Raw genomic sequence first — 26,659 nt, forward strand, 5'->3', positions numbered from 1 at the left:
ATAGTGCTGTTATTTTACTTTTGTCGCACTAAATTTAAGCATAAACATGAATAATCAAATTTCGGTCATTGCATTTGATGCTGATGATACCCTTTGGGTAAATGAACCCTATTTTCGTGAAGCAGAAGAACTGTTCGCCGCATTATTAGAAGATTTTCTACCAAGGCATAGCATTATAGCAAAGTTATATCAAACAGAAATTGCAAATCTATCTTTGTATGGTTATGGCATTAAAGGCTTTATGTTGAGTATGATAGAGGCTACTTTGCAAATTACCGAAGGAAAGGTAGATCCTCTAATTATTCAAAAGGCTATTGATTTAGGGCAGGAAATGTTAAATAAACCTGTTGAATTGCTTGATGGTGTGGAGGAGGTGCTTAAAGCTTTATATGGAAAATTTAGACTGGTGGTAGCCACCAAGGGCGATTTGCTTGATCAGCAAAGAAAATTAACGAAGTCTGGTCTGGATCATTATTTTCATCATATCGAGATTATGAGCGATAAGCAGGAAAATGATTATCAAAAATTAATTAAGCACCTGGATTGTAAGCCCGATGAGTTTTTGATGCTTGGTAATTCCTTAAAATCGGATGTGTTGCCTGTTTTGGCCATTGGCGGAAGTGCGGTTCACATTCCATTTCATACCACCTGGATGCATGAACATATTGATCATACTATTGAGCATCCTAATTTTTATCAGATGGAAAGTCTATCTGAAGTTTTATTAAAATTAATACCATGAGAGAGAAATTAGATTTAAATAATTGGAGTAGAAAAGATCATTTTGAATTTTTTAATACATTCGAAGAACCCTTTTTTGGAGTGACAGTTGACGTAGATTGTACGCTAACTTATCTTGAAGCGAAAGAAAAAGGCATATCATTCTTCTTGCTTTACCTGTACAAATCCTTACAGGCAGCCAATAGGGTTGAGCCATTTCGTTATCGCATTATAGATGGCGATGTGTGGGTCTATGAGCAGGTTCATGCCTCAGCCACCATTAACAGAGCTAACGGAACTTTCGGTTTTGGATACCTGGATTTCTATCCGGATTTTGAATTATTTAAAGCCGAAGCCATAAAAGAAATTAAGAAGGTGGAAAATAGCACTGGACTTATACCTTCTTCTTCCGGTGAAAATGTGATCCATTTCTCAGCATTGCCATGGCTTAATTTCAAATCACTATCGCATGCCCGTAGTTTTTCTTTTAAAGACAGTTGCCCGAAAATATCTTTTGGTCAGGTTAGGGAGGAGAATGGTTGTAAAATTATGACTGTTTCAATTCACGTAAACCATGCCTTGATGGATGGATTCCATGTTTCGGAATTTGTTAATACTTATCAGGACCTTCTTAATCAAAAAAAACGGCAAGTTAATTTCAATATAATGATGACTTAACATTAAGCTTATAATTTAGGTTTAATGTTTCTGATGACCATCTCTGTTCCCATTTACACGCTAGCCATCATAGCCATGTTTTACATGGATACGTTTTTGAAGGCAATGATGTTTATGGTATTGGTTTTGATGGCTACCTTTATTCTTTTCCTTTGTATCAACTATCCCTTGCCATCTGCATTAAGCGTAGTGGTGATGATGGCATTCTTTGCTATTAAAATTTAAGGCTTTGTAAATGATATTAAATAATTATGAATTATCATTTGCATAAGCTAAACAAATTACTATTTTTGCAGCACAAGGGGGATTAGCTCATTTGGCTAGAGCGCTTCGCTGGCAGTGAAGAGGTGATCGGTTCGAATCCGATATTCTCCACCACAACTCAGAATGCATTGATAGACAGGAACTAACTGTCTATCAACTGCAAAGTCTGCCAAAATACGGCCTCAGACTTCTAAAGATCAATCGCAAATTTACCGGCCAAGCGAAAATCTTATTCTCAAATTCATAAAAATTTAAAAAAAGGGAATTCCTATTCAAACCAAATCTTTTTGGACAAGGACTACAGTAACATCAATTATTAAATAGGTTGAAAAAATAATTTTAAACTTCTCATTAATAAAAGGGTGTACTGGTTATTTTGAAATAGAATATTCAGAAGAGCTTGACAATCTTCAAAAAAAAATGTTCTTAATAAATAAAATTAACCTAATTTTTCTATTACTTTGAATAACCCTTATCAATCTCATTGAAAAAAGCAATTACTGACTATGATCTCTGGCAGAACCTGTTAGATGGGGATAGGCTTGCGTTAAATGAAATTTACGAAAGAAGCTTATCTCCACTTTATCAGTATGGTATGCGTATGCTTCAAGATGAAGATGCAGTGCGAGACTGTTTGCATAATCTTTTTGTGAAAATCTGGGTTAATCACAAAACACTTAAACCAACTGATAACATCAAATATTATTTAATATCTGCCTTACGCAATAGTATTATTAATTATAAAGCCCAGGAAAAAAAAATCCAAAAGGTTGATATTCATGAGAACGAAGTTTTTGATTTAAAGTTCACCGTTGAAGCTGAATACATTAAGAAAGAAGAACAAAGCCAAAAGGTAATGCAGCTTAGCGATGCAATGAACAAGCTTACACCCAGGCAAAAAGAAATTATCTACTTGAAGTATTTTGAAGAGATGGATTATGATGAAATCGCTGAGATAATGGATTTAAGTAAAAAAGGGACTTATAAACTTAGTGCAAGAGCATTAGAAGCCTTAAGAGAAATACTAAATGTAGATAAAGCCATGCTCTTGGCGGTTTTGTTGGCGATAAAAAGATAGTTTTTTGATTTTTTTTGAAAAAAGATTAAAATAATTCAATTTCTGTGGGGTAATTTTTAATTCTTTCCTGTTTGTATAATTGAATGATCATTAAATCATTCAAAGTTATGCCAAACAAAACATATACTTCATACAATACTGAGAATTTTTTAGATGACGCAGACTTTTTGCGTTATGTAAAATACAATAATTCTACTGATGTTTCTTTTTGGGATATTTGGCAATCTACTGCTCCAGAAAATTTAAAATCGTTTAACGAGGCAAAATTACAACTACAAATTATTCTAAGTGATCAACCAAGAGTTGAAACAATTAATTTTCGTGATCAGCTTTTGCTGGATATTAATGGATCAATTGATGTTATCCAAAAAAATAAGCAAAGAAAAACCATTCGTTTAGTATTGAATTTGGGAATTGCTGCCAGTTTGTTGGTTTTTGCCTTTATTTCATGGTTTTTCCTTTCTACCGTTACAGTTAAATCCAATTTCGCAGAAAACCGTTTGGTGCATTTGCCTGATGGATCAGAAATTCAATTAAATGCGAATTCAGTTTTAACTTATGCCCGTGCTTTTAAATGGAAAGCCCGCAGAGAAGTTCACTTAAAAGGTGAAGCCTATTTCAAGGTAAAACACATTAATATCAATCCTGATCAGGTAAAAAAAGGGGAACTGTTTGTTGCCGTAACAGATGGGGCAAAAGTCCAGGTGCTGGGAACAGAATTTAACCTCAAATACCGTCACAATATAACCGCTGTAGCCTTAATAAAAGGTAAAATTCGGGTGAGTTCAAATAAAACTGGCAAAAGCTACATGATGCATCCAGGCGATTTTATCGATTTTGATCATGATGGAAACCGTATTGAAAAGGCTAATACTTTAAACAATCAAACCGCCTGGTTAAGTGGAAAAATCATTGTGAACCAAACCACTGTAAACGAAATTTTAAGAGAATTTGAAGACTTGTATGGCTATAAAGTAATTCTTGATAGTCCTGCACTTGGAAATAAAAAAATAGATGGCGCCATATCTATAAGAAGCGAAGAAAGTTTACTCTTTACCCTCAAAAACATTTTAAATGTAAACATACAAAAAGAAGGAAAAACAATCTACCTGAAGAACAGATAACAACTGTTTAACTAAAATCAACAACCAAACCAAACCAGTACAAAATGAAAAAAAGATTTACCCGATTTTTCGGCTGTTTCTCTATGTTATTAATTATCGGATTTGCAGTGCCATTAATGGCACAACAATCTGTAAATCGGATAACAGTAGAGGCTGCGCTAAATATCATTTCCAGGAAATATAACACCAAATTTGCTTATGAACACGACATTGTTCAAGGGAAAACAACATCAGCTGAAAGCACAAAAGCGAAAAGTTTAGACGAAGCTTTGAAACAAGTATTATATCCTAACAACTTGTTGTTTTTATATGTAAGTGATGGAAACTATACTATCGTAACCCGTGATGAACGTTTGTTTGCGCCCAGAACAACACCTGCAGGGCAATCAGGAGCAGAAAACAATGAGATTTACATCACTGGAAAAGTGATAGATGAAACCGGTAATTCGCTTCCCGGGGCATCAATTAAAGGTAATGGATCCAATACTGTGATTGCTACTGATGCAAACGGACGATTTAGTATGCGGGTTCAACCTGGCAATACTATGCTTGGCTTTTCCTATATCGGTTACGAAAACTACAACTATCCTATTAATGGTCCGCAAGGTAATTTAACCATAGTAATGAGAGCGTCTACAGCTAATCAGCTTAGCGAAGTAAATGTAATTTCTACAGGTTTACAAAAAATATCAAAGGAAAGAAGTACGGGTTCTGCGGAATTGGTAACTGCTGCACAATTGGAAAAAGTTCCTGTTCCGAATTTATTGTACCGTATGGAATCTATGGTGCCCGGTGTTAAAATCAACATTAATTCTGGTGATAACAGCTTTGTTTATGGTAATACACGTAAGTCTATTAATGGAGGGTCGCGTACCAGGGGACGTAGCGATTATAGCTTTCTTGTAAGGGGAACGAGTACCATTTCACCTGAAACAGAATTACTTCCATTGATTGTTGTTGATGGTGCAATTACCGAAAATGATATTTCTGCTATCAACCCTAATGATGTGGCGTCCGTAACTTTCTTAAAAGATGCTGCTGCGGCCTCCATATGGGGAACAAGAGCTGCTAACGGCGTAATGGTTATTACCACAAAAACAGGTAAAATTGGCCAGGCACCCGTAATTAATTTTTCAATAAATGCGTCAGTTTCCAATCATCCGGATCTGGGTTATTTGAGGACAATGAATGCTGCGCAAGCAATTGCTTATGAACAAGAGCTGGTAGCAAAAAACGTAATTTCGGCACCTAGCAGTACTACCGCTCTTAGTACAAATGTAGCTGATGTAACAGATTTAACTTTTAAACTCAGGGCTGGAACCATTACTCAAGCGGCTTACAATAACATTATTGAACAATACTCTACCAGAAATAGCAGAAGCCAGATTGAGCAATACCTGTTAAAGCCCGCTACATCACAAACCTATAATTTTTCAATTAGTGGCGGCAATAATTTCTCTAGCTATTTCTATGCAGCATCTTATTCAAAAGAAAACCCTTATGCTGTGGGCAATAGCGGCCAACGCCTAACAGTAACGCTAAATAATACATTTAAGTTATTCAAGATCGCTACCTTAACTACAAATTTAAAAGGGGCATTTTTAAATTATAAAACTAACGGCATAAGCTTAAATAGCCTTTATAGCCCAACATTGGCAACATTTATGCCTTATAGCCAAATTGTTGATGATAATGGCAACCGCGTTTCTTATTCAAAAAGATTTTACACCGGCTGGTTAAACACGATATATCCAAGCGGTTTCTTAAACTGGGGATATAATGCTTTAGATGAAATTGATAACGCTGATAATAGTCAAAGAGACAATAACTATTCAGCCAATTTCAATTTAAATGTACCTATTCTAAAAGGGCTTTCAGCTAATGCTTTCTTCAATACAGAACGGAGTTTTATCACCAGTAGAAACTTTTATAACGATAATACCTATTACTACCGGGATTTTGTAAATGGATTTACACCGATTCCTACATCAGGAAGAGCCACAAACAGCCTGGGTTTATCAGGCGGTAGTGGGATCTATAATGTAGGTAACGGCAATACCAATAATTACACAGTTAGGGGGCAATTAAATTACGATACAACCTTAGGTACCAATCACCAAATCAACGCAATTGCCGGTTCTGAAATCAGACAAACGCAACAGGGTGAAAGCTTGTCTACGCTTTATGGATACAATATGGGCACAGGTATTGCCCGCCCAGTGAATTTCTTTACCCCATATACTACAATTTCTGGCTCAACAAACAGTATTGGCGGAGCGCCTAGCCAACAGGATAAAACCCGGAGATATTTATCTTACTACAGTAATGCAGCTTATACTTATAAATCTAAATATACGGTTTCTGCCAGCGTTAGATATGATGACTATAATAACTTTGGGGTAGATCGGAAATTCAGGGCAACGCCGCTTTATTCATTTGGCGGAAAATGGGATGCCGCAAAGGAATCATTTTTTAACAATATAAAATGGGTTTCTAATTTTAGTTTGAGGGGAACTTATGGGGTAAATGGGAACATTTCTACTTCTTTGTATCCTTTTACCTATATCTCTTTGGGTGGGGTAGATGCTTCAACAGGTTTAAGTACATCAAGTATTATTGCACCTGCAAACCCGGAACTACGTTGGGAAAAAACTTATGTAACTAACTTAGGCTTAGACTTTGGATTCTTAAACAATCGAATTAATGGTTCGGTAGAAGTTTATCGTAAACATGGTACAGATTTATTTTATAATTTTCCAATTAGCGGAACCTACGGTGTAACAAGTTTAACCCGTAATACCAGCGAATTAAATGGACGAGGAGTTGATTTATCATTAGGAGGTATTTTTTACGTCGCTAAAAATTGGGATATCAATGGAAGATTAACGTATGCTTATAATACCAATGATGTCAAAGATACCCGTTTTATACCTACTTCGTCATTTTATGCAAATCCTGCTTATGGGTCGTTAATTGCAGGTTACCCAACCGATAAACTTTTAGTGTATCGCAATGCCGGTCTGGATGCTACAGGTATGACTTTGATTTATGATCAAAATGGAAACAAAATTGCCCCAAATGTAAACTTAAACTCAATTGATGCCCTAGCCTATGCGGGCAGAACAATAGCACCACATTTTGGTAGTTATACGCAAACAGTTCGTTTTAAAGATTTTACCTTAATGGCTGTGGCAACTTATCAATTTGGTAACGTATTCTTAAAACCAACCGTAAGTTCTTATCCATCATCACGGGTGGGGGTCATTTATGATTTAAGTGAAGACGTAGCTAAGCGTTGGCAAAAAGCTGGTGATGAGCAGTTCACCTCAGTTCCCGGGGTTGCTGGTAGTTTTGCCACCGTTAGTTTAACCCGTTATCAGCAATCAGATATCAATGTTTTAAAAGGAGATTATATCAGGTTGAGAGAACTTTCACTATCCTACAGAATACCTTTTGAGCATATCACCAAAGCAGTTAAAGGCGCAAATTTTGCATTTGCTGTTCGTAATCTTGGTTTATTGTGGACTGCTAATAAAGAAGGCATAGACCCTGATTTTACGAGTGGCTTAAATTCAACTACATTGGGCTTGCCCGCAACAGTTTCTTATAATTTTTCACTTAATGTTAACTTCTAATCGAACTCAACATGAAAACATCATACAAATTATTCATTATTGGTTTAACTGCTTTATTTGCATCTGGATGCGAAAAATACGTCGAGATTAAAACGCAAGGAAATTTGGTTCCAAGTCAGGCAATCAATTATCGTTACCTGTTAAATGGAACGAGTAACTTCGAATCTAACCCGAACTTGGCAGATTTTGCATCTGATGATATCAATATTGCCGATGCAGCCCAAATAAACTCCCTTTCAGGAAGTTTATTTTATGCTTATTTTATCAATTCTTATACTTGGAAACCAGTTATTTATACCTTAGGTTCAACCTATGAACAAGATGATAACTGGAACCGGATGTATAATAACATTTTGTACAGCAATACCATTATTGCAGAATTGCCATCAGCAACGGGAACAGATGTAGAAAAGGCAGAAATGACCGCAGAGGCAAAAGTACACCGAGCCGATTCCTATTTGGCATTGATTAATACCTATGCCAAACCCTACAATAGCTCAACTGCAGCATCAGATCTGGGTGTGCCTTTAATTCTTACACAAACGGTTACACAAAGTTTAAGCCGACCATCTATACAGGCGGTTTATAACCAGATTATTGAAGATTTAACCAGTGCTATCCCAGCATTACCAGCATCACAAGCTTATAATACCTTACCATCAAAAGTAAGCGCTTATGGAGAACTGGCCCGTTGTTATTTGTATATGAATGATTATGCAAATGCAAATCGATATGCAGATCTAGCTTTGTCTTTACGCAGTACTTTAAATGATTTAGGCGCGTTAACGAGCGTGAGCAGTGCTAATTATCCACGTCGAATTACCGATCCGGAGATTTTATTATCCAAAACAGCTTATGGCAATGCTTTAAGTTTTGCGCCAACTGCTTTACGGTTAAGTGATGATTTATTGGCTGTTTTGGGCACTACTGATCAGCGCTACACATTATTTACTGTTCCGGCATCAACCATATCATCAACTTACACTGGTCGTTATGCATACAGGGAAGCTAGAATTGGTGAAAACCGTAACGTTGGACCAAATGTTCCTGAAATGATGTTAATTAAAGCCGAGTACTATGCAAGAAATAATGATGCAGCCAATGCCATGCTGTGGGTAAATAACTTGAGAATTAAACGCTTTAAGCCAGCTGATTATATACCATTAACGGCAACATCTCCGGCTGACGCATTAAGTAAAGTTATTGATGAACGCAGACGTGAATTTTTCTGTCGCATGCTGCGTTGGTGGGATATGCGCCGTTTGAAGAGTGAAACTGCATTTCAAAAAACATATACCCGTACCGTTAGTGGCGTAACTTATACGCTAGCACCAAACAGTAACCGTTATGTATTCCCAATTGCAGAATACCTAACCAATTTAAATCCAGAACTGGAAAAAAATCCTTAAACACAACACACAATTATAAATTACTGCCAGGCGAAAGTCTGGCAGGTAATGAAACTCAGATGAAAATACAAATCAGATTCTTCCTACTCTTAATTTCGTTCTCTCTTTTTGTTACGGTTGCCTCATCGCAAACTAAACCCAATTTTAGGTCTGTGCCTGAATTTGTAAATAATGGCGATACGATCAAAATAGAATATGATGCAAGTGGCACTGTTTTAAAAAATCAGAAAAACGTATCAGCGATAATGTACAGCTATCAAAATTATAAATGGTATGCCAGTGATATTACCTTAAATGGGACTGGAAATAATTGGAGTGTTACAGTAAAGGTTCCAAAAGATTGTGGTTTACTCGCTTTTAAATTTAAGGCGGATACGCTCATAGATAATAATCATGATCAAGGTTACTTTCTTATGATGAGGGATAAGAAAAGGGCTGGTTTGATGGCTAAGGGTGCGTACGCTGGTTGGGCATTTTCACGCTCACCGAAATATGGAAAAGACATTCCAGATTATATCAAATTTGAGGGGATTAAAGACTCTGCTACTTACCACTGGTTAAATCAGGAAATCAGTTTCAATCAGGAATCAAAATCAGTTTTGGTTTATCCTTACGCAATAGCTGTTAATGCAACTTTTAAAGGAGATGCGCTACCCAGATTACAACGTGTTCTAACCTATTTAAAAAGAGCTGATGCAACAGAAAGTGATCTGTTGAATGCCAGAAAGATTTTATTGGGATTATTACAGGATAAAAAAACAGCCGATTCAGTTGACAAGGTATTGGCGCAAAAATTTCCAAAAGGCAGTTTAGCACGTTTGGCTGCATTTAAAGCCATACCCAGAGGCAACGATATGAAAATAATGTTGGCTGGATTTAAAAAATTTTTAGCTGATTTTCCGGAAGAAGGAACAGATAAAACATTTAATGAAGAGAACCGAATTAACTACGACATCATTAAGCAGAATATTATTATTTTCAGTAGTTACGCAGATAAAAACTATGCTGATTTAGACAAACATTTAAATGAGCTGTCTTATGGAATGATCAATAACCTATACTATAAGATTGTAGATATTCCTTTGAAAAGAAAGGAAGTAGATGAAAAAACCTTGCTCGCTGTTTCGGAGAAATTGATAAAACGATTGGAATTTATCAGGGCAAACAGGCCAGAAGATTATAGTTATTTATCTCCAAAGGAGTGGGTTGAAATGGTAAACAATAACATGGCAAAACAAATGGTTACCGATCATATCCATCTGTTAAACAGTGCGGGGAGATATAAAGCCGCTTTAACTTATGCCGACAATGCGCAACCGATTTTAGGATATAAAAATGCAGCATTTAATAATGAGCTTTCAATCACTTTAGATAAACTTAGCGATAAAGAGCGCCTTTCTACATTATTGGCTAAAAGCGTTTATGAAAACCAGGCCAGTACAGAAATGCTAGCCATGTTAAAAAACTCCTATATAAAAGCAAAAGGCAATGAAGAAGGTTTTGACACCTATCTGGCAAGCCTTAAAAATACTGCTGATAGTAAAAAAATGAAGGATGATATTTTAAAAGAACAAATGGAAATTCCAATGGTAGATTTTGCGATGCAGGACTTAAATGGAAAAACGGTTAAGCTAAGTGATTTCAAAGGCAAAACAGTTGTTTTTGATTTCTGGGCAACCTGGTGCGTTCCTTGTAAAGCATCCTTTCCAGGGATGAAACTTGCTGTGGAGAAATATGCAAAAGACCCAAATGTAGTTTTCTATTTTGTAGATACCGAGGAACGTGGTGAAACCTATAAAAAAGAAATTGCAGCCTACATTAAGGCCAATAATTATCCTTTTAATATTTTGTTTGATAACAAAGCAGCAGATGGTAAAGCAACCGGTGAAGTTTTTGATCGAGTTTGTAAAACATTCAAGATTTCCGGTATTCCACAAAAAATAGTTGTCGATCATAATGGAATAGCAAGATTCAGATCAATTGGTTTTAATGGGAGTGCCACTGAATTGGCAGACGAGATTTCGACCATGGTAGACATCACTAAAACAATTCAATAATGAAACAATTATTCTTTATTCTAATCCTATTTTCCGGCTTTACCTCCTTTGCACAACAAACAAAAATTGTTAGTGATAGCGTTACTTTTAGAAGTACAGATGGAAAAATTACTTTCGGAGGCACATTCAGCAAACCTTTGGGTGTTAAATCTTTTCCTACATTGGTCATCATTTCAGGAACAGGGAAACAAGATCGCGATGGCAACATGGCGGGGCATAAAATTTTCCTTGAAATAGCAAGTTATCTTAATCAGCATGGAATTGCAGTTCTGAGAACAGACGACCGTGGGGAAGGTAAAACAACAGGCGTATATGAAACATCAACCACAGCAGACTTTGCCAATGATGCAATTGATGCCATAGCCTACCTGAAGAGTAGAAAAGATATTAATCCTAAAGAGATTGGTTTATTAGGTCATAGCGAGGGTGGGGCCGTTATTTCATTGGCAGCAGCAAAAAGTAAAGATGTTAAGTTTCTAATCAGTTTAGCTGGATTGGCCATGAACGGATTTGATGCACAGATTAAGCAAAATGAAGATCTGGTTAATCACTCTATTCTGCCTGATTACGATAAAAAACGATCAAATGAAATTAATCGAATCATGTTTGAAACTGCTCTGAAATATGCAGATTCTGATAGCATGGAAGTGAAATTGAATGATACATACAAAACCTGGAAAATAAAAGATGATGCATATTTTAAAACATTGAATATTCAGTTCGATCATTTTCGATTTCCAATCTATAGCTATGTACGCAACGCAACTGGTGCCTGGTATCGCTATTTTATAAAATACAATGCTGAACAAACCATTTCTAAAATCAAGGTACCTATTCTGGCGCTAAATGGCGATAAAGATCTAATGGTTGCTGCCGATGAGAATTTGTCGAACTGGAAAAAATATTCGTTAGCCGGAGGAAATAAAAAAGTAACCACTATCAAGTTGCCAGGGCTGAATCATTTATTTCTAACCTGTGTAACCTGCGATAACGCCGAAAGTTCAAAAATCAAAACTGGTTTTTCTGAAGATGCCCTCATCATCATCAAAAACTGGATCAATAAAAATATTCGGTAATTAAAAAAATAGAAAATTTATAGTTAATGATGATTGATAAATGGCCAGGATGGATATTCTGGCCATTATCATTTTTAGCGTTAACACCCCAAAAAAGATAGTGCTAAAGCTGATGTATAATAAATCTTCGAATCAGAATAAAATTTGTTCACCCTTCCAGTTGGTTTTTAGAAGAAAAGCTTCCCAGCTCAGGCTATTTCGATTTACTTTACGGCTCCATTGCCAGTCGCGGTCTTTGTTGAAATAACCATGTTCAACTGCGAAACTTGCCATTCCTACAATTTCATTTACCAAAGTATCATTGGTTTCCATAGATGGAAAATGATGTAAAAATTCTGACTTGGTATAGGCAGAACTGTAAACTGCTTTTTTTCCGGTAACTTTTACAAAAGTATCAATCATCTCTTGAGGAGAAATGAAATCGCCAATAACAGGTAGTGCCTGGTCTGCATATTTTATTGGATCAGAGAATATTTCTAAAACAGCAGGTCCTGTGGCCGTTAGAGGATCGACAAAGGGAGCCTTAAAATCTCTTGGCAGATAAATAGGAAAGATAAGTTTATCCCCATCAAACCTGGGTGTATAAAATTCCATGAGGTTAGTATAGAAGAATGCCATATAGATGAAGGAACTGGTGATGGGCAACGTGCGAATGTATTCTTCTATTTCAGCCTTATCTGTGAAATGAGGTGCGAACATTTTTCCATTAGTAAGTTTGTCTACATTTTCCAGACTGCTGAAAATTAAATGTTGTACGCCAGCAAAAACAGCTGCATCTGCCAGCTCTTTACCCAATTCAAATTCATGTGTTTGTGGTGGAGATATATTAGGCGTCATCATAAACACTCCATATGAGCCCCTAAAGGCTTTCTGAAAATCTTGTTGATGGCCTGAATTAAGGGGTATGCTAATCAGTTCTGCTCCGAGATCAATTAACTCTTGAGCTACCTGAGAATCAAGACGACGGGTAATTCCACGAACTCGATACCGCCCGCTCTCTAAAAGTGTTCGTGCAGCGCTTTGGCCTTGTTTACCTAAAACGCCAACAATTGTGATTAGCGGCTTTTCCAAGTTATTATTTTTAGATGCTATCATTCTATTAAAAATTAGTACTATAAAAATTATAGTTGCAATATTATTTATAGTTAAATAAATTTGCAATAACTATCCAATTGGATAGTATGTGTTATGAAAAAAACAAGCTTTGAATGTCAAGATGATTTTGTAAGTATAGATAATAAGCTCTATCCCTGTACCGTGAGTATTGCGATGGATTTGATTGGTGGCAAGTGGAAGACTGTGATTTTGTATCATTTGAAAGATGCTTCAAAACGATACAATCAGCTTAGAAAAGAAATGCCCGGAGTTACTGAAAGAACCTTGAGCTTACAGTTAAAGCAACTGGAAGAAGATGGACTGGTTTCCAGAACGGTATTTGGAGAAAAACCTCCTATTAAAGTCATTTATAGTTTAACAGAATTCGGTAGGTCATGTATACCGCTTTTAAATTCAATACTGGAATGGGGGAATCAGATTGCTGAACTAAAAGGTACATTTGTCAAAAGCTAAGTTACATGTTTTACGTCTTTTGAAACACATTGCTTAAGACTTAGATTAAGAAGTCTTCATGCCTTCCCTAAAAAAATTAATTGAAGACCTGTGTAATCAAGTTGTTATTATTTCTCATTTTTTTAATGATGATCAGCATAAGTGTAAAATAACAAATACTATTTCAAAACTATTCTTACAGGATTTATCAATTTCTGTGTTCATTATGCCTATGATTATGAAATCCTATCAAAACCGGTGAGGGAAATTTATTTGTTTGGAAGGTGCAGAAGGCTCTGAAATTTAGATGCCGCTTATAGGAAATCTGCAAATGGATTTCAATGAACAAACCTTCACCATCAAGATTTTTACAAAGGAAAAATTGAACTGGTACCTGGCTTTAAATTCGGCACCGGGCGCAACGCTTCCTTTTAAAACATCAACAAAAGCAATATTGCCTATCATTTTGAAGGGATGGATTACAGCCTTTTAATAAATAAAGGTGCTTTTTCAAAGCCATCTAACGGGGCCGTGTTTAGAATGATGCCGCAAGACAATTTGATTTCACTAAATTTAGCAACTAGCGTAAAATAATGCCGGTAAGGGTATGAGAATTTAAGGTAAGGGTATGCTTTACTATCCTATAACTTGAGTTGGATAACTCTTTACTGATTTAACATCCCGGTCCGCGACCGACCTTGTGAAAGAGGGGAGTTACGGGCGCCATTCCCGCCCTTTGGAGGGTAACCCAAAGGGCGGGGTGGTTAAAAGAGAATACGCTATTATTTATTTCTACAATTAATACATTTATGAATTTCCACATTCGCCTGATTTCACTACTTACCCATTTCTTTTTATTAACGCTCTTCAGCATAGCTGCTGTGGCAGCCCAGCCCTCGGCTTTAAAATGTGAATACCTCGTGAACCCGATTGGGATTGATAATGCCTCACCACGGCTTTCCTGGCAGATGCTTGATCATAGAAAAGGCGCTGTTCAGCAAGCTTACAGGATTTTAGTAGGAACGGATTCTATTCAGCTGATCAATAAAACCGGCATTGTCTGGGATTCGGGAAAGATTTTGGCTGCGACTAATTTAATCACTTATAAAGGTGCAGCACTCAGGCCGTTTACAAAATATTACTGGCAATTGGTGTTGTGGGATAAGGAAGGAAAGCCTTTGCAAACTGCTATCGCTAATTTTGAAATGGGGATGATGGGCATGGAAAACTGGAAAGGAACCTGGATTAGTGATCGGAATGACATTAACACACTGCCAGCGCCCTATTTTAGAAAAGTTTTTAGTCCGGCAAAGCAAATCAAATCAGCGAGGGCCTATATCGCGGCGGCAGGATTATACGAACTTTATCTCAACGGGAAAAAAGTTGGCGATCATCGCCTTGATCCGATGTATACCCGTTTCGACAGGAGAAACCTGTATGTAAGCTATGATGTAACCTCAAACCTGAAAACAGGCAATAATGCCATTGGCGTATTGTTAGGCAATGGCTGGTATAACCACCAATCTTTAGCAGTTTGGAATTTTGATAAAGCGCCATGGCGGGCCAGGCCCACTTTCTGCCTCGATTTAAGAATTACCTATACAGATGGCACCGTAGAAGTGATCAAATCTGGTGATGACTGGAAAACAAGTTTAAGTCCGATCATTTCGAATAGCATTTATACCGCCGAACATTACGATGCCCGATTAGAACAGAAAGGCTGGAATACAGCAGATTTTGACGATTCAAAATGGGGTGGCATCACTTTAAGGGCCGCTCCATCCAAAAATATTGTCTCGCAGGTGATGCATCCCATTAGAAACGTGGAGGAAATTACAGTAAAAACCATACGTAAATTCAACGATACCACTTATGTATTTGATTTGGGTAGAAATATAGCAGGCGTAAGTCAGATAAAAGTTAAGGGAGAAAAAGGTACCGTAATCCGTTTAAGGCATGCCGAACGTTTATATGCAAATGGCCATAGCGATCTATCGAATATAGATGTTTATCACCGTCCGAAAGATCAAACCGATCCCTTTCAAACTGATATTTTTATCCTGAACGGCGAAGGTGAGGAAACGTTTATGCCCCTTTTTAATTATAAGGGTTTTCAATATGTGGAGGTGATGAGTTCTAAGCCAATTGTATTAAGTGGAAAAAGTCTGGTAGGTTATTTTATGCATAGCGATGTACCTGCCGTAGGTAAAATATCATCATCCAACAGCCTGGTGGATAAATTATGGTGGGCTACAAATAATTCTTATTTATCAAATCTTTATGGTTTTCCGACTGATTGTCCGCAAAGGGAAAAAAATGGTTGGACAGGTGATGGACACTTTGCAGTTGAAACCGGTTTATATAATTTCGACGGTATCACCGTTTATGAAAAATGGATGGGTGACCACCGAGATGAACAGCAACCAAACGGCGTTTTACCTGATATCATCCCGACAAGTGGATGGGGTTATGGAACGGCAAACGGCACAGACTGGACGAGTACCATAGCCATTATACCATGGAATATTTACCTGTTTTATGGGGATAGTAAACTATTGGGCGATAATTACCAGAGCATTAAAAGTTATGTCGACTACGTAGAAGGCACAAGCAAAGGCTACCTGACCACATTTGGAAGGGGAGATTGGGTTCCGGTTAAATCAACTTCAGATTTAGAATACACTTCTTCTGTTTATTTTTATGTAGATGTCGATATTCTGGCAAAAGCAGCCAAACTTTTTGGTCATCAAAACGACTATTTGCAATACAGCGCACTGGCCGATAAGATTAAAAAGGCCATCAATGCCAAGTTTTTTAATCCGGCCACAGGCATTTATGGCAAAGGCGTTCAAACAGAATTATCAATGGCATTGCAATGGAATATTGTACCTGATGCCTCACGACAAATGGTAGCAGATAATTTAGCTGCACGGGTGAAAGCAGATGGGATGCACATTGATGTTGGCGTATTGGGTGCCAAGGCAGTTTTGAATGCATTAAGTGATAATGGTCATAGTGATATTGCTTATCAGCTGGCATCACAAGAAACGTATCCGGGATGGGGCTGGTGGATTGTTAACGGAGCCACTACCTTACATGAGAATTGGGACATGCAGGCTACCCGTGATATTTCTGATAACCACATGATGTTTGGAGAAATAGGTGGCTGGTTTTTTAAAGGAATCGGCGGAATAAAAATTGATGAAAAACAGCCTGGTTTTAAGAATATTTTGTTGAAACCACATTTTGTTACAGGTTTAAATCATTTTGAAGCAACTCATAACGGGCCTTATGGCGCTATCCTATCTTCCTGGAAACGAACCGCTAAAGGGGTGAAATATGATTTGGTGATCCCTGCAAATTCAACTGCCAGTGTCGAAATTCCGGTTATCGCAGGTACAAAGGTTTATTTAGATGGAAAGCAAATTGGTAATACCATTAATATAAGTGCTGGTCAATATGTATTTGAACTAAAATAACTACTTAGTATCCGAATTAAAATCAAAAATTTTTTCAAAATGGAGCATAATTGAAAGCTGAATTTACTGGTTTATATAGCGTGTGATATAATACGCTGGAGGATTATTTTATCTGCTGGCAGAAGGTGACTTTATCTATCGATATAATACCGACCGAAATTAAATATTTTTTCATCGCCCTTTCCCTTTCAGGGGAAAGGTGCCGATAGGCGGATAGGGGCTAACCACCCTGCCTTTCAGGCACCCATCCTTAAAAAAAAGGAGGGGAGTTGCGATTGCCATAACCTATCAATTGGTTATTCCAACACATACCTCCTATAAAAATTCTCAATTTCCGAAATCACCAATTCAGGCTGATCTTGTGGTATGTTATGAGAACTTCCTTTGGCTAAGATCAAACTTCCTTTTTCCCGCTTTTTAATAAACTGCCGTTGAGCTTCTTGAAATCGATCATTGTCAACTTGGTTATCAAATGGTCCTTTTTCAGCCATCACTACCAATACCGGAATATTGGATGGAATAACTTTCTTTCTGATGAAGCTACTATTCTGCTCCATTTGAGCAAGCACATAATATAAACCGAGTTCATTTTTGCCAAAATTACTTAGGTTTAAGTTTTTAAATACTTTACGGGCAAAGCGCATATCTGCATAGGAGGAGATTCTGGGGTCTAACATGATCATCCCTTTAACAGAGGTTGGATGATTTGATGCGAACAGGGTAGAATAAAATGCCCCTAATGAGTGAGAAACCAATAATAGATCTTGATGCGCATAGCCAAGTTTTTGAAGGGCAAATGTGAGGCCTTTAGCTTCATTTTGGATATGATATGCTGCGGTATCCAATCCACTTAAGCCAAAGCCCTGCCGATCATAAGTAATGATTGTTGCATTTAATTTTTGATGAAGTACGGTAGAAATAGAATCCCATTGGCTCGCATCAAGCCCACCGCCAGATTCGAACAATATTGGTGTTTCCTTTCCCTCCAGTATTTTAAAGTGCAGTTTATAGTTTCCAACGTTAATTAAGGTATCTATCTGGCCATAAGAGACAGCTGTGCCAACTAAAAGGAAAAAGAAACTGATGAGCCAAACTTTCATAATATTTTAAGATATTAATTTAATAAATAGGCTAGCCTGGGTTTCTCAATTTATTACAAGTCATAAACATTAACGATTAATAAGGTATTTATAGATGTTAAGTTGAAGTTTATTTTTTTATTATCTTGTCTGAATCGTAAAATTCCGGGTGAGGCCCGATTGAAACCTTTGCACTCGTCATTACAAAAGGTCATAATTATTTGATATGAAATCAGTTGATCAACCTAAATACCACCGTTATTTATCATTGCTTTTAAATATTGCCTGTATCATTATCGGGTTCACAATGCAAGCAAAAGCTATTTTAGTTACATCTGTAAAGCCACAGCAGTTAAAATGCGAATCTATTGAAAATCCACAGGGAATTGATGTTTTAAACCCATCATTAAGCTGGACAATCCAAAGTAAGGCAAATAGAAGAGGACTGATACAAACGGCCTATCGCATCATCGTTTCTACGAGTAAAGAAAACCTGGCTAAAAACATTGGAGATGTTTGGGACTCTGGACAAGTAAAATCAGCACAGATGAATAACATTCATTATGCTGGTAAAATACTTAAATCCACCTCATTCTATTGGTGGAAAGTAAAGATCTGGGATGAAAAAGGAATCTCTTCGGATTATAGTCTGCCCGCCAGGTGGATTACCGGGTTATTAGGTGATGCGCCAATCCATGCTAAATGGATTTCTGCAAAAGGTGCAGAAAAATTTGCGCATCAATATCAATCTGCAAAATCAGACTTTAACCTTAAGCGAGATTTGCCTGAATATAGAATGTATGGACCTAAATCATCAGATCCGAATTTCTCTTCCATGTTGTTGCGCAAATCTTTTATGGTTAAGCCCAAACTTAAAAGTGCTATTATTCACATCAGCGGGCTAGGGCAATATGAATTGACCATAAATGGCGAAAAGGTAGGAAAAGATATTTTGTCACCAGGCTGGTCTGATTACACTAAAACCGTTTTGTATGATACCTTTGATATTACAGCACAGCTTAAAAATGGAGAAAATGCCATTGGTATAATCTTAAGCAATGGAATGTATAACATCCAGCCTGATTCGGTCAGGTATGTAAAGTTTTTGGTTTCTTATGGTCAGTTAAAGGCAATTGCCAGCATTCACTTGCAATATGCAGATGGTTCTGCTGAAGTAATGGGTACAGACCAGTCCTGGCAAGTATCGCCAGGCCCGGTAACCTATTCCAACCTTTTTGGTGGTGAAGATTATGATGAGCGTTTAGCTCAGCAAGGGTGGGATGAACCAAATTTTATTCCCAAAACTCAATGGGCGGCTGCCGAAACATGTAGTACGCCTGGAGGGAAACTCAAGGGCCTGTCATGCGCCGCTGCCCCAATTATGGCTATTGAAAATTTAACACCGATAAAAGCGACTCAGCTTTCGGCAAATAATTGGGTTTATGATTTAGGTCAGAATGCATCCATCATGCCCGAAATTATGGTAAAAGGCAATGCCGGATCAATGGTTAGAATTACTCCGGCAGAATTATTGAAACCTGACGGACATGTTGATCGTGCTTCAGTTACCCAGGATGGCGTACGTCCGGCATGGTGGCAATACACAATGGGATCATCAAAAGTAGAAAAATGGTTTCCTAAATTTTTCTATCAGGGAGCCAGATACCTGGAGGTAGAACTTTTTCCTGCCGAAGGTGACTCTCAATATCCTGTTTTGGAAGAACTTAAAGGCGTTGTCGTACATTCATCTGCTGCACCGATTGGTAGTTTCTCATCCAGCAACGAACTTTTTAATCGCATTTATTCATTGGTGAGATGGGCGCAGCGCAGTAACATGATGAGCGTAATGACAGACTGCCCGCAGCGTGAAAAGCAAGGATGGCTGGAACAGTATCATTTAAACGGCCCATCACTCCGATATAACTTTGATCTTGCGCCCATGTTCCGTAAAATCATGAATGATATGGCTGATAGCCAGCTGGATAATGGCCTTGTTCCTAACATTGCACCAGAGTTTTTTATGGCCGGGGCAGATATTATTAATAATGGCTTTAGAAACTCACCAGAGTGGGGGAGTTCATTCATCATTGTGCCATGGCAACAATATTTATTTAATGGCGATGTTTCCCTGGTCAGAAACTATTATGCTAAAATGCAGAAATATCTGGCCTTTCTGGATGCATCAGCAAAGAAAAATCTGTTGCATTCAGGGCTTGGCGATTGGTATGATATTGGGCCTAAGCCTGCCTGGGGATCACAACTAACGCCGATTAGCTTTACCGCTTCTGCCATTTATTTTTATGATTATCAGTTAATGGGAAAGATGGCCGCTTTAATTGGTAAGCCCGAAGAGGCTAAAGCATATTTAAAGAAAGCTGAAATCATTAAAAAAGCTTTTAATGATGAATTTTTTAATCCAGCTACCAATAGCTATTCAACTGGCTCAAATACCACCTATGCCATGCCATTATTTTTAAAGATTGCTGCGCCTGAACATCGGGAAGCGCTGATTAAAAACCTGGTGGCTGATATCCGAAAAGCTGGTAATTCATTTAATTCGGGCGAGGTGGGGTACCGTTTTCTTTTAGGAGCGCTGGACAGGGAAGGTTATTCGGACGTGATTTACGATATGAACAATCAATCTGACCGACCGGGTTATGGCTATCAGCTTAAAATGGGCGCAACAGCACTTACTGAAAAGTGGGATGCCAGTGTGGGCAGTTTTGGTTCTCAAAATCATTTCATGTCCGGGCAGATTAATGAATGGTTTTTTCATGGTTTGGCGGGTATCAGTGAGGATGAAAATGGACCTGGATTTCGAAAAATGATTATTAAGCCAACAGTAACCGGAAATTTAAAATGGATAAAGGGAAGTTATAAAAGTGTGAGTGGAGAGATTAAAAGTTACTGGCTCCGCAATGGAAACCAGTTATCTCTTGATCTTCAAATTCCGGCAAATACCGAGGCCACAATATATGTGCCTGCAGCAAATCCTGATCTTGTAATGGAAGGATCGAAAAAAGCCATTCAGGTACCCGGTATTAAATGGATAAAATATGAGGCCCCTTATGCAGTTTATCATATTGGATCAGGCGTTTATCATTTTAAATCAGAAATCAAATAAGGTCCTTTGCTAATTAATTTCCATCCGGGCTTTATCGTTTTAGGCGATGGCAACTGATCTTGTTTCCGGAGTTTGTTATCAACGAATAATTTACTTACTTTATACCTTAAAATTATTAAAAAAAATAGCGAGTGATGGGGGCATTTTCAAAACATTCTGATCATGACCTTATTTGCCTGATAAGGGAGAACAATGTTGATGCCTTTACTGAAGTTTATGAACGCTATTGGTCAAAACTCTATAATGCTGCCCATAAGCGGCTTCGCAATGATGCTTTGTGTGAAGAGGTGGTGCAGGATGTGTTTCTTAAATATTGGGAAAAAAGAGCTACGATTATATTATCCGTTGGATTAAGCAATTATTTGCATACGGCAATTAAATATTCTGTTATTGATTATTACCGGAAAGAATTGTTAAAAGACAAATATCTTCAAGTAAGCCGATTAGCAGAAACAGCAGATAACTCAAATGAAGAGCATATTTATCTGATGGATTTGAGGCGTTTGGTTGAAAAAATTATAGATACACTTCCTCCCAAGTGTAAATCTGTTTATCAGTTAAGCAGAATAGAAAATAAAAACAATAAAGAAATAGCATCCCTGTTAAACATCTCTGAAAAAACAGTTGAAGGCCACCTAACCCATGCATTGAAATTACTTAAAATTTCACTGGCTGATTTTTCTATGCTCCTGCTGGCAATTTTAATAAAATAATTTTTTTTGAAAATAAACCAAGGGTATTGGTGGTTTCATTCGACTACCTCATATAACCAGTATATAAACCCACATTAATTTTGCAGTTATGACGAGCTTCCAGCTTTCTAATTTACTGGATAAGTATATTAAAGGACATTGTTCTGAAGAGGAAATTGCCATTGTAGATCAGTGGTACCAATCAAAAGAAAATCAGCCTGAATACCTCGACAACCTTTCTCCAAGCCATAACGCCATTTTGAAAAAGAGAATGTTGGATCGTATGGTCAATAAAATAGAAGCCGAAAATTCACATTTGAATGATGATGCCGTTAAAGTAAAAATGTTTCCGCCGGCTAAAAAATGGTGGATTGGCATTGCAGCTGCATCAATTGTTTTAATATTAATTAAAGTACTGATTTTTAATCCGCAGCATCAGCATCAAAAAAATGGTCAGGTTGAATCTGTCATTCATTATACCAACAACACCCAAAAAATTATTAAGCAAACCCTGGCCGATGGTAGCCTGGTATGGTTAAAGCCAAATGCAATGCTTTCTGTACCCAAAGCTTTTAACAAGGCTTCGAGAACGGTATCTATGGATGGAGAATGTTTTTTTGAAATCACAAAGAATCCATCATCACCCTTTATCATTAAAAGTGCTCATATCATCACAAAGGTATGGGGCACCAGTTTCAAGGTAATTGATTATAGTAAGTCTGCCCAGGCCGTGGTAAAAGTAATTACTGGGAAAGTATCTGTAAGTAAAAAAAATGAAACAGTTGAAAGCAATACTACTCAACTAACTAAAGGAGAGGTTATGCTGCAACCAAATCAAAAGGCTACATATGATGGAATTAATGACGCGCTTTCAACCACATCAAGAACAGATATGCAGGATATGGATTTATGGAAACATATTAATCTTTCCTATGATCACACAAAATTTTCTACTATAGTAAAGGAGTTAAATACCAGGTTCAATGCTAACATCAAAATTCAGGATAACCACCTGAAGGATGAGGAGATGACGGCTGACTTCTCCGGACTTAACTTGCCGGAAGTGCTTGAAGTTTTAAAAGCTTCTATGAGCATAGATTATGAGATAAGCGGCGAACAAATCACGCTTATAAAACCAATAAATAAATAACTAACCAAATAAATAAATGATGATGAGCAATTCAATTAAAACTTAACGGCTACCGTATTTCCTAAAAGGGTACAAAAGTGCTGTCACACTTTTGTACCTGGAATTTCAGCCCATGTAGCACATCAATATAATTGGTGAAGGGCTTCTTATTATATTTTTTTTCAAAATACAATCTTCTCAAATTTATGAATTTTTGTTTACTTCATTCGCACCCCTGGTGCAAGATTATGAAAATTACACTCAGTCAAATTTTATTCATTATACTGATGACGGGTATTACTTATTCTAAACCAACTGCTGCGCAGGAGATACTGAATAAGAAAATTAACCTCTCGGTAAAAGATAAAACGCTGAACGAGGTGTTGAAAGTACTTGCTAAAACCCATCAGGTTGAATTTATTTACAACCAGGATGTGGTACAGTCCAGTGAAAAAATTTCAGCAACTTTTGATCAGCAAACCATCAAGCAAGTGCTTGATAAACTTTTATCACAGTATCATATTTCCTACCAGGTTTTTAAAACAAAAGTTATCCTGATTGATGCCCAGCTGGAAACAACGGCGGGGATTAACAAACCATCTGTAGCCATTGAGGTGACCGGAAAAGTGGTAGATGAAAAGGATTTGCCCATTCCGGGTGTAAGCGTAACCATTAAGGGTACCAGTAAAGGAACCATTACCGATCCAAACGGGAATTTTAAAATTTCTGTTTCGGGCAATAGTGATGTGCTGGTATTTAGGTATGTTGGCTATAATGCACAAGAGCTTCCCGTGAATGGAACTACACCGCTTATGGTTAAGCTTGTTGCCGATAATCAATCATTAAATGATGTGGTGGTAGTGGGTTATGGAACCAAGAAAAAGAGTGATTTAACTGGAAGTGTTGCCTCTTTGAATGCTGAAGACATTGTAAAATCACGTGCGCCAAATGCTCAGGAAGCCTTACAGGGCCGAATGGCAGGTGTAGATGTAAAAAGAAGTTCGGGCAAGCCAGGTGCGGATATGACCATTGAAATCAGGGGCGTAAATTCCATCTATGGAAATACACAGCCGCTTTACGTGGTAGATGGTATTCCGGTATCCAACATCAATGACATTAATCCGGCCGACATTGAGCGGATGGATGTGTTAAAAGATGCTTCATCTACGGCTATATTTGGATCACGTGGTGCAAACGGTGTGGTGATTGTAACTACCAAACGGGGAAACAGCGGGCAGACAAAAATCAGTTATGATGGTTATGTTGGCTTTGTAAACGCCTACAATTTGCCCGATGTAATGACCGGACCGGAATTTGTAGATTATGCCAGGGAGTTTTACAAAACGCTGGGAAGTAATGTTACGCCAGCGGTAACCTATACAGATGCCCAGATTTTTTCACCAACAGAATTATCCAATATCGCCAGCGGAAACTATACCGATTGGGTAAGCCTGATTAAACAGAATGGCCTGCAAACCAATCATAATTTATCCATTACCGGCGGAGATGCCAAAACCACTTACTTTTTATCTGCAGGTTATCAGCTTTATGAAGGAACCGTTAAGGTAGAAAACACTAAGAAATATACTTTGAAGGTGGGGCTGGAAAAAACTTTTAACAAAACGATAAAAGTTGGAGCCTCCCTTTATGGTGCTTATACCGATTTGAATCTGGGTAGTGGAGAGGCTTTTAGAAGCGCTTACCGTTTGCGTCCAACAGGTAGTGCCTATAATGCTGATGGCAGTCAACGCTTTTTTGCTTACGAAACAGAGGCACAGATCACCAATCCATTGTTTGATTTTGATAATGAGGTGCGCAAAACACAATATGTGCGGATGCTGCCTAATATCTTCGCAGAACTTACTCTTTTTAAAGACCTGAAGTTCCGTTCTTCTTTTACACCCGACCTTACTTTCCAGCGTGCTGGAACTTACACAGATACCTACTCTAAAATTGGAGCAGGCACCAGGCCAAATGCAGCAACCAATAGTGCCAGCCATTTGGTGAACTATACTTTCGATAACCTTTTAATTTACAATAAAACGGTTAAGGATGTTCATAAAATTGAGTTTACCCTGGGTAGCTCCATGAATTATTATCAGAGTGATAACAACCTGATTACGGTTTCTGGTTTGCCATATCGTTCACTCTGGTATAACGTGGGTAATGTAACCACCATTAACGGAGTTGCACCTGCAACCACTGTTTCCAGTGCCTACAGCAAACAAACCATTAATTCATATTTTGCCAGGGCCAATTACACTTATAAAAGCAAATATTTGTTAACCCTAACCGGTCGTGCAGATGGCAACTCTATTTTCTCAGAAGGGAATAAATGGGGGTTATTCCCTTCTGCAGCAGTGGGTTGGGTAGCCAGTGAAGAAGATTTTATTAAAGATATTGATTTTATCAGCTTCCTGAAATTCAGGTTCAGTTATGGTAAGAGTGGTAATGCTGCGGTTAATGGAACCTATTTTTATCCATATGTTACCCAGTCTGCCGTATCAACCAGTTTTTACGACTTTAATGGCACAACGGCAAATGGTTCTGGCGTGGTTAACCTGGCGCCAAATAATTTAACATGGGAAAAAACGACCGAATACAATGCCGGGATGGAACTTAATGTGCTCGCTAACCGCATTGCCCTAACTTTTGATTATTACAACAAAACTGCTAATGGTACTTTATTGCCACAGCAAATTCCAGCGGCAAATGGTTATGCAAGTGTTACTGCTAACATTGGTACTATCCGTAACAGTGGCGTAGAACTTGGATTGAATACAGTAAACATCACTACAAAAGATTTTAAATGGACCACTAACATCAATTACTCAAAAAATAATAACCGGATTATTGATTTATTCGGAAATGGAGCCAACGATGTGGGTAATGCCCGCTTTATTGGCGAAAAGGCCCGTGTACTTTATAACTATAAAATTATAGGCGTTTGGCAAACCAGCGAAGCAACACAGGCAGCGGTTTACGGACAGAAACCGGGTCAATATAAAATGCTTGATGTAAACAATGATAATAAGATTACTGCTGATGACCGGGTAATTCAGGGTAGCGATATTCCGGATTGGTTCGGTGGAATTACCAATAACTTTACCTTCAAAAATTTCGATTTCGGCATTACAGTTTATACACGCCAGGGCACCATGCAGCAGAGTACATTTTTAGATCAGTTTTTAAATGGCGATCAGAACAGGGCCCGCTTTGGCGCCTATGACCGCAGCTATTGGACACCAACCAACCCAAGTAATACCTGGGCAAATAACGCCATTGAAACCGATGCCACAAGAAGAACAATAGCCACCTACCAAAACTCATCTTACACCAAAATCAGTAACATGACTCTAGGTTATACTGCGCCGAAAGCACTTGCAGAAAAATTGGGCATGAGCAGTTTGAGGGTTTATTCTACTGCTTACAACCCATTCATCTGGACTAAATTTATTGGATGGGATCCGGAAACGGCTGATTTAAATTCATTTGGATTACAGGGATTCAGAAGCCGTACGTTCATTTTTGGTGTTAATTTAACTTTATAATTTTCCTCTACATCGT

General features: G+C 37.7%; 18 protein-coding genes and 1 tRNA gene. 17 read left to right on the top strand and 2 right to left on the bottom strand.

Annotated features, from left to right (window positions below):
- Positions 1-46: 46 nt before the first annotated feature.
- From AN34_RS04905 to AN34_RS04950, 10 genes are all read left to right on the top strand, one after another.
- Positions 47-742, top strand: a complete 696-nt coding sequence (locus AN34_RS04905) for an HAD family hydrolase (RefSeq protein ID WP_029282880.1) — start codon at positions 47-49, stop codon at positions 740-742.
- Positions 739-1,398 carry a chloramphenicol acetyltransferase gene (locus tag AN34_RS04910; RefSeq protein ID WP_029282882.1) on the top strand — a complete coding sequence of 220 codons (660 nt, stop codon included), beginning with the start codon at positions 739-741 and terminating at the stop codon, positions 1,396-1,398. The genes AN34_RS04905 and AN34_RS04910 overlap by 4 nt, the downstream gene beginning before the upstream one ends.
- Before the next feature lie 33 nt (positions 1,399-1,431).
- The gene (locus AN34_RS04915; protein WP_036676567.1) at positions 1,432-1,623 is read left to right on the top strand and encodes a hypothetical protein; all 192 of its coding nucleotides are present in this window, start codon (positions 1,432-1,434) and stop codon (positions 1,621-1,623) included.
- A gap of 76 nt (positions 1,624-1,699) precedes the next feature.
- Positions 1,700-1,776: transfer RNA gene (locus AN34_RS04920), tRNA-Ala, on the top strand.
- A 370-nt stretch (positions 1,777-2,146) separates the two neighbouring features.
- Positions 2,147-2,740 (top strand): RNA polymerase sigma factor, encoded by a 594-nt coding sequence (locus AN34_RS04925; RefSeq protein ID WP_029282885.1) that lies wholly within the window; start codon positions 2,147-2,149, stop codon positions 2,738-2,740.
- A 107-nt stretch (positions 2,741-2,847) separates the two neighbouring features.
- Complete coding sequence (locus tag AN34_RS04930) at positions 2,848-3,864, top strand: FecR family protein (RefSeq protein WP_197285480.1); 1,017 nt, start codon at positions 2,848-2,850, stop codon at positions 3,862-3,864.
- 44 nt (positions 3,865-3,908) lie between these two features.
- On the top strand, positions 3,909-7,499 hold the full coding sequence (locus AN34_RS04935; RefSeq protein WP_082468324.1) for a SusC/RagA family TonB-linked outer membrane protein: 3,591 nt from the start codon (positions 3,909-3,911) through the stop codon (positions 7,497-7,499).
- A gap of 11 nt (positions 7,500-7,510) precedes the next feature.
- Positions 7,511-8,908, top strand: coding sequence for a RagB/SusD family nutrient uptake outer membrane protein (locus AN34_RS04940; protein ID WP_029282891.1), 1,398 nt, complete (start codon positions 7,511-7,513; stop codon positions 8,906-8,908).
- Between the two features lie 59 nt (positions 8,909-8,967).
- Positions 8,968-10,965: a TlpA disulfide reductase family protein gene (locus tag AN34_RS04945; protein WP_082468325.1), complete on the top strand. Its 1,998-nt coding sequence runs from the start codon at positions 8,968-8,970 to the stop codon at positions 10,963-10,965.
- A complete protein-coding gene (locus tag AN34_RS04950) occupies positions 10,965-12,041 on the top strand; it encodes a S9 family peptidase (RefSeq protein WP_051666239.1) in 1,077 nt (358 codons plus the stop codon). The genes AN34_RS04945 and AN34_RS04950 overlap by 1 nt, the downstream gene beginning before the upstream one ends.
- Before the next feature lie 132 nt (positions 12,042-12,173).
- Here the strand turns inward: AN34_RS04950 and AN34_RS04955 are convergent, their stop codons facing one another.
- Positions 12,174-13,112, bottom strand: coding sequence for an NmrA/HSCARG family protein (locus AN34_RS04955; RefSeq protein WP_197285481.1), 939 nt, complete (start codon positions 13,110-13,112; stop codon positions 12,174-12,176).
- 117 nt (positions 13,113-13,229) lie between these two features.
- On the opposite strand from AN34_RS04955, the gene AN34_RS04960 reads away from it, so the two are divergent.
- From AN34_RS04960 to AN34_RS04975, 3 genes are all read left to right on the top strand, one after another.
- Positions 13,230-13,610, top strand: a complete 381-nt coding sequence (locus AN34_RS04960; RefSeq protein WP_029282899.1) for a helix-turn-helix domain-containing protein — start codon at positions 13,230-13,232, stop codon at positions 13,608-13,610.
- Between the two features lie 310 nt (positions 13,611-13,920).
- On the top strand, positions 13,921-14,082 hold the full coding sequence (locus AN34_RS04970; RefSeq protein WP_157263187.1) for a hypothetical protein: 162 nt from the start codon (positions 13,921-13,923) through the stop codon (positions 14,080-14,082).
- A 316-nt stretch (positions 14,083-14,398) separates the two neighbouring features.
- Positions 14,399-17,068 (top strand): alpha-L-rhamnosidase, encoded by a 2,670-nt coding sequence (locus AN34_RS04975; RefSeq protein ID WP_051666241.1) that lies wholly within the window; start codon positions 14,399-14,401, stop codon positions 17,066-17,068.
- Between the two features lie 296 nt (positions 17,069-17,364).
- Here AN34_RS04975 and AN34_RS04980 read toward each other — a convergent pair whose 3' ends face one another.
- Positions 17,365-18,168 carry an alpha/beta fold hydrolase gene (locus tag AN34_RS04980; protein ID WP_029282905.1) on the bottom strand — a complete coding sequence of 268 codons (804 nt, stop codon included), beginning with the start codon at positions 18,166-18,168 and terminating at the stop codon, positions 17,365-17,367.
- 205 nt (positions 18,169-18,373) lie between these two features.
- On the opposite strand from AN34_RS04980, the gene AN34_RS04985 reads away from it, so the two are divergent.
- From AN34_RS04985 to AN34_RS05000, 4 genes are all read left to right on the top strand, one after another.
- Positions 18,374-21,271, top strand: coding sequence for a family 78 glycoside hydrolase catalytic domain (locus AN34_RS04985; protein WP_051666243.1), 2,898 nt, complete (start codon positions 18,374-18,376; stop codon positions 21,269-21,271).
- A 134-nt stretch (positions 21,272-21,405) separates the two neighbouring features.
- The gene (locus tag AN34_RS04990) at positions 21,406-21,984 is read left to right on the top strand and encodes an RNA polymerase sigma-70 factor (RefSeq protein ID WP_029282909.1); all 579 of its coding nucleotides are present in this window, start codon (positions 21,406-21,408) and stop codon (positions 21,982-21,984) included.
- A gap of 88 nt (positions 21,985-22,072) precedes the next feature.
- Positions 22,073-23,113, top strand: a complete 1,041-nt coding sequence (locus AN34_RS04995) for a FecR family protein (RefSeq protein WP_029282911.1) — start codon at positions 22,073-22,075, stop codon at positions 23,111-23,113.
- A gap of 227 nt (positions 23,114-23,340) precedes the next feature.
- A complete protein-coding gene (locus AN34_RS05000) occupies positions 23,341-26,643 on the top strand; it encodes a SusC/RagA family TonB-linked outer membrane protein (protein ID WP_029282913.1) in 3,303 nt (1,100 codons plus the stop codon).
- Positions 26,644-26,659 lie beyond the last annotated feature (16 nt).

The sequence above is a fragment of the Pedobacter sp. R20-19 genome (assembly GCF_000708265.2).
In the GTDB taxonomy this organism is placed as follows: Bacteria; Bacteroidota; Bacteroidia; order Sphingobacteriales; family Sphingobacteriaceae; genus Pedobacter.

What these genes read in the sequence shown, in the direction of transcription:
- AN34_RS04910 (WP_029282882.1), top strand. Translation starts at nt 739, where the DNA reads ATGAGAGAGAAATTAGATTTAAATAATTGGAGTAGAAAAGATCATTTT.
- AN34_RS04945 (WP_082468325.1), top strand. Translation starts at nt 8,968, where the DNA reads ATGAAAATACAAATCAGATTCTTCCTACTCTTAATTTCGTTCTCTCTT.
- AN34_RS04995 (WP_029282911.1), top strand. Translation starts at nt 22,073, where the DNA reads ATGACGAGCTTCCAGCTTTCTAATTTACTGGATAAGTATATTAAAGGA.
- AN34_RS04935 (WP_082468324.1), top strand. Translation starts at nt 3,909, where the DNA reads ATGAAAAAAAGATTTACCCGATTTTTCGGCTGTTTCTCTATGTTATTA.
- AN34_RS04980 (WP_029282905.1), bottom strand. Translation starts at nt 18,168, where the DNA reads ATGAAAGTTTGGCTCATCAGTTTCTTTTTCCTTTTAGTTGGCACAGCT.
- AN34_RS04915 (WP_036676567.1), top strand. Translation starts at nt 1,432, where the DNA reads ATGACCATCTCTGTTCCCATTTACACGCTAGCCATCATAGCCATGTTT.
- AN34_RS04930 (WP_197285480.1), top strand. Translation starts at nt 2,848, where the DNA reads ATGCCAAACAAAACATATACTTCATACAATACTGAGAATTTTTTAGAT.
- AN34_RS04985 (WP_051666243.1), top strand. Translation starts at nt 18,374, where the DNA reads ATGAAATCAGTTGATCAACCTAAATACCACCGTTATTTATCATTGCTT.
- AN34_RS04970 (WP_157263187.1), top strand. Translation starts at nt 13,921, where the DNA reads ATGGATTTCAATGAACAAACCTTCACCATCAAGATTTTTACAAAGGAA.
- AN34_RS04905 (WP_029282880.1), top strand. Translation starts at nt 47, where the DNA reads ATGAATAATCAAATTTCGGTCATTGCATTTGATGCTGATGATACCCTT.
- AN34_RS04975 (WP_051666241.1), top strand. Translation starts at nt 14,399, where the DNA reads ATGAATTTCCACATTCGCCTGATTTCACTACTTACCCATTTCTTTTTA.
- AN34_RS05000 (WP_029282913.1), top strand. Translation starts at nt 23,341, where the DNA reads ATGAAAATTACACTCAGTCAAATTTTATTCATTATACTGATGACGGGT.
- AN34_RS04950 (WP_051666239.1), top strand. Translation starts at nt 10,965, where the DNA reads ATGAAACAATTATTCTTTATTCTAATCCTATTTTCCGGCTTTACCTCC.
- AN34_RS04960 (WP_029282899.1), top strand. Translation starts at nt 13,230, where the DNA reads ATGAAAAAAACAAGCTTTGAATGTCAAGATGATTTTGTAAGTATAGAT.
- AN34_RS04990 (WP_029282909.1), top strand. Translation starts at nt 21,406, where the DNA reads ATGGGGGCATTTTCAAAACATTCTGATCATGACCTTATTTGCCTGATA.
- AN34_RS04940 (WP_029282891.1), top strand. Translation starts at nt 7,511, where the DNA reads ATGAAAACATCATACAAATTATTCATTATTGGTTTAACTGCTTTATTT.